Source organism: Nonomuraea lactucae, assembly GCF_003313395.1.
GTDB lineage: Bacteria > Actinomycetota > Actinomycetes > Streptosporangiales > Streptosporangiaceae > Nonomuraea > Nonomuraea lactucae.
Window position 1 is genome coordinate 1 of record NZ_QNFZ01000736.1, and the last position, 3,917, is coordinate 3,917.

Consider the following 3,917-nt stretch of genomic DNA (forward strand, 5'->3'; position numbering starts at 1 on the left):
GCCCGCACCGCCTCGCGGGCGGCGGCGAGCAGCCCGGCCACCCGCTCGGCGGGCAGCGCGACGTGCGGCTCGACGCGGGTGAGCTCGCGCGCGTCCTTGAGGGCGGCGACCAGCAGCTCACCGGACGAGCGCCTGCCGGACGGATCCCGCTCCTCGACGGAGTCGGCGGCCTCGTTCTCCGCGATCTTGAGTGCGCGCCTGAGGCGGCGGACGCCGATCATGTCCGTGCCCCCGAGAGGCCCGGTGAGCAGCTCCTCAGCCACGCCCTCGTCCAGCTCGCCCGCGTCGAGCGCCACCCGCAGCAGTGTCAGCAGGGGCCGTACGCCGGGCTCCTGCGCGATCGGCACCTCGTCTCCGGCCACCATCGTCGGCACGCCCGCGCTGACCAGCGCCCGCCTCAGCAGCGGCACCTGACGGGTGGCGGAGCGCACCAGCACCGCCATCCGGTGCCACGGCACGCCGTCGATGAGGTGAGCGCGGCGGAGCGTGTCGGCCACGACGGCCGCCTCCTGGCTGGTGCTGTCGGCGAGCAGCACCCGGGCCTCGCCCGCGTCGGCCTCGGGCAGCGACAGCAGCTCCCGATGCCCGTGCACCCGCCGCCGGGAGGCCGTGGGGCGCTGCGCCCCACCCTGTGGCGTGGGATCGGGAAGGGGGGTGACGGGGTCCGGAAAGGGGGCCACGGGGAGGCGGGCGGCGATGCGGCGGGAGGCCTCCAGCAGGCCGGTCCCGCTCCGGCGGCAGACGCGCAGGGCCAGCACCGGGGCGTCGCGCCCGTCCAGCGTGCGGAAGCGCTCCGGGAACTTCAGGATGCCCCGCACGTCGGCCCCCCGGAAGCCGTAGATCGACTGGTCCGGGTCACCCACCGCGACCAGGTCACGCCCGTCGCCCGCGAGCTGCCGCAGCAGGAGCTCCTGCGCCGGGTCGGTGTCCTGGTACTCGTCCACGAACACCACGTCGTGCGCCGCGCGTTCCCTCCGGCGCACGTCCGGGTCCGCGAGCAGTCCGGCCGCGGCCCTGATCAGCTCGGCGTAGTCGAGCGCCGGCTCCGGATCCAGGTCGAAGCGCCTCTGGTAGCGGGTGGCGAACCGCCCGGCCGCCACCCAGTCGCCCCTGCCGTGGCGCCTGCCCAGCTCTTCGAGCCGCTCTCCGTCGAGGCCGCGTTCGGCGGCGCGGGACAGGAGGTCGCGGAGCTCCTCGGCGAAGCCGCGCGTCTTGAGCGCCTCGCGCAGCGAGGCGGGCCACTCGCGCGCGCCGTCCTCCAGCTCGCCGTGGAGCAGCCGCCGGATCTCCAGCAGTTGCTCGGGCCCGGTGAGCAGCCGTGGCGGTGCCTCCCCGGCGAGCACCGCCTCACGGCGCAGCAGCGCGTAGGCGTAGCTGTGGAACGTGAGCGCCAGCGGTGTCCTGGTCGTGCGGCGCAGCCGCGCGGTCACCCGTTCACGGAGCTCGCCGGCGGCCTTGCGGCTGAAGGTGAGGATCAGCACCCGCTCGGGGTCGGCCCCACGGCGCTCGATGCGCTCGACCACCGACTCGACGATGGTCGTGGTCTTGCCCGTGCCGGGCCCGGCGAGAACGAGCAGCGGGCCGCCGGGATGGGCGACCACGGCACGCTGGTGCTCATCGAGCACAGGGGGCTCGGCAGGTCTCCCGCCCCCACGCCGCACCAGCCGCCAGGTCTGACCACTCACAGCACTAGATTCCACCAGACCACAGGGGTAGATCGTGCCGAGTTGACCGGTCTCCCCACGCGATCCGCTCAGGCTAGCGAGGCGGCTACCTGATTTCCCGCCGACACGCCGCAGGCCGGGGCGTTGCGGGGCATGGTCGTCGCTAGGCCGCCTGGACCCTCGCGGTACGGAGCATCGACGTGAAGAGGGCGTGTACGAGGCGCGCGATGAGCGCCTCCAGGAGCATGAACGCCGCCTTCGCCAGCATGGACGCCAAGAATTCGGACACTGGACACCTCTGAGGGGATAAAGGGCCTTTTATGGCAGATTTCACCATAAACGTGTCTAGAAGGATGTGCGCTACGTGTCCACATGGTGAACAGCCGATGGCGGACGCGAAACCGCTCGCTCGACGACCCAGGCGAGGGCCACAGCCACGACGGCGCAGCCCAGGCCGATGCCCCAGCCGACCGGACCGACGGGGCGGGACCCGAACAGCGCGCTGAGACCGGGAACCGAGACGATCACGCCCAGCGTCGCCAGCGACGCCAGCGAGGCGAGCAGCACCAGCCGGTCCCGTCCTCCCACCGCCAGCGTCTGGAGCAGTTGCGCGCCCACCAGGCCGATGAGCCCGACGGTGTCCGCCCGGCCGCGGGTGCCGCTCAACCGGGCGAGCACCCACGCCCCCGTGGCCGCTGCCGCGGTGGTCGCCGCCCGCAGGTAGATGTCCCGGGTCAGCGCGGCGCCCAGCGACGCCTCGGGCCCCTCGGCGAGCAGCTTCTCGGGGCTGGTCGCGCTCGGCGCCCGTACGGCCACCGCCATGGCGGGCAGCATGTCGGTGAGCAGGTTGACCAGGAGGAGCTGGCGGGCGTTCAGCGCGCTGCGCCCGGCCAGCAGGCTGGAGCCGAGCGTGAACACGATCTCTCCCACGTTGCCGCCGAGCAGCATGCCGAGGGAGTCGCGCACCGATCCCCACATGGCCCGCCCCTCGACGATCGCATCGATGATCGTCTCGATGCGATCGTCGACCACAACGATGTCGGCGGCGGCCCGCGCGGCCGGGGTGGCCTGGGGGCCGAGGGCCACACCCACGTCGGCGAGCCGGATCGCCGGGACGTCGTTCGCGCCGTCACCGGTGACGGCCACGACCTTCCCCGCCCGCCGCAGGCTGGCGACGATCCTGGCCTTGTGCTCCGGCGTGACGCGCGCGAAGACCGCCACCTCCGGCAGCGCCCCGGCCAGCGTGTCGTCGTCCAGTCGCTCGAGTTCGGGGCCGGTCATCACCCGTAGGCCGTTCAGCGCGTTGATCTCCGCGGCGATGGCCTCCGCCGTGCTCGGGTGGTCCCCGGTGATCATGACGACCCGGACGCCCGCCCGCATCAGCTCCTCGACGCTGCGCTTGGCGGTGGGGCGGACGGGATCGGCCAGGCCGAGGAACCCCAGGAAGCGCAGCCTCTCGATCCGCGACTCGTCCAGGTCGGCGCGGCTGGAGGCGGCCCGCTCCGCGACCGCGAGCACGCGGTGGCCCTGCAGAGCGAGCCGGTCCACCTCCTCTTCGAGCGCGCGCCTGGCCTGTCCGTCCAGGGGGACCGTCTCCGTGCCACTCGCAAGGCCGGCGCAGCGGGTCAGCACGACCTCGGGGGCGCCCTTGACGCTCAGCAGGGGCTCCCCGCCGGCGAGGCCGAGCACCGCGTGGTAGCCGCGCGCGGGTTCGAACGGGAGCTCGTCGACCCGCTCCCAGTTCTCCAGGGTCACCCCGAGCGCCTCGGAGCCCTCCACGACGGCGCGGTCCGTGGGGTGGGGGATGGCCCGCCCGCCCTCGTACCGGGGGCAGGCACGCAGCGCCGCGCCGACGATCGCCCTCAGCTCGGGCGTGAGCTCGTCCACCCCCTTCTCCACCCGCCCGTCCGAGACCCGGCCCAGGCTGATGCGGCCCTCGGTCAGGGTTCCGGTCTTGTCGAAGCAGAGCACGTCCACCCGGCCCAGCGCCTCGATCGTCGACGGGTTGCGCACCAGCGTGTCGCGGGCCGACAGCCGCTTGGCAGAGGCCAGTTCGGCCACCGTGGCGACGAACGGCAACCCTTCCGGTACCGCCGCCACGGCCAGGCTCACGGCGGGAGCGATCGCGGCGGCCGGCGGCGAGCCGCGCAGCAGTTCGGTGACCATGAGGACGGCGCCGGACCCGATCGCGGCCGGCAGGATCCGGCGGCTCAGCGCCCGCAGCCGCAGCTCCACCCCGCTCGGCGGCGCCCC

At 74.1% G+C, this 3,917-nt stretch carries 3 protein-coding genes; all 3 read right to left on the bottom strand.

Translation table 11 applies throughout. The features are described 5' to 3' along the window. Positions 1 to 1,685: ATP-dependent helicase (locus DQW85_RS26340; RefSeq protein ID WP_240197436.1), on the bottom strand; the 1,685-nt coding region annotated here is incomplete at its 3' end. 142 nt (positions 1,686 to 1,827) lie between these two features. After that, entirely contained in the window at positions 1,828 to 1,953 is a 126-nt protein-coding gene (locus DQW85_RS47745; protein WP_275888261.1) for a hypothetical protein, read from the bottom strand. A gap of 71 nt (positions 1,954 to 2,024) precedes the next feature. After that, positions 2,025 to 3,917, bottom strand: a 1,893-nt coding sequence (locus DQW85_RS26345) for an HAD-IC family P-type ATPase (RefSeq protein WP_113702630.1), incomplete at its 5' end; no start/stop codon positions are given.